The 466-nt window shown below is 34.3% G+C and carries 1 pseudogene; it reads right to left on the bottom strand.

From position 1 onward, the window contains the following. Window positions 1–466, bottom strand: a pseudogene (locus tag CYP26_RS06465) (mobilization protein); the annotation flags it as partial.

Genomic DNA, 466 nt, shown 5'->3' on the forward strand with positions numbered 1-466 from the left:
ATATCTTTCTTGATTAAATCTATCTCTTTTAACAATAAGCTCCTCAAGTTTTCGCCTATTTTCTCTGCACTCTGCTTGTGTATTTCTATCATGGAATTCTCTAATTCTTCTGCTTGAGCTTTGGCTGAGTTCTCCAAGTCTTTGAGCACTGGTGAAGTCTGCATCGTATATTCCTCCTTTTAGACGATTTTTTGTTTTTTTAGTAGGCAGTATGATCGTTATGCCTTTTTTGTTGATCCTGGTTATTTCGATACCATTTTGTTTAAGAAGTTCAATCATGTGGTCTCTATTTTTAATATAGCCTTGCTTAACCAGATCGTGCAGCTTTTGGTCGAGCTCTTCCAAATTTTTATAATGATTGATGTTTTTCTTGCTAGACAATATAGTTTGCTCTTTTGCTGGATCATCTGGACTTGATAGTCCATACTCATCGTTAATGATCTTTTTAATTAGATCTATTCTAGTT

This window comes from Campylobacter concisus (assembly GCF_002913225.1).
GTDB lineage: Bacteria > Campylobacterota > Campylobacteria > Campylobacterales > Campylobacteraceae > Campylobacter_A > Campylobacter_A concisus_J.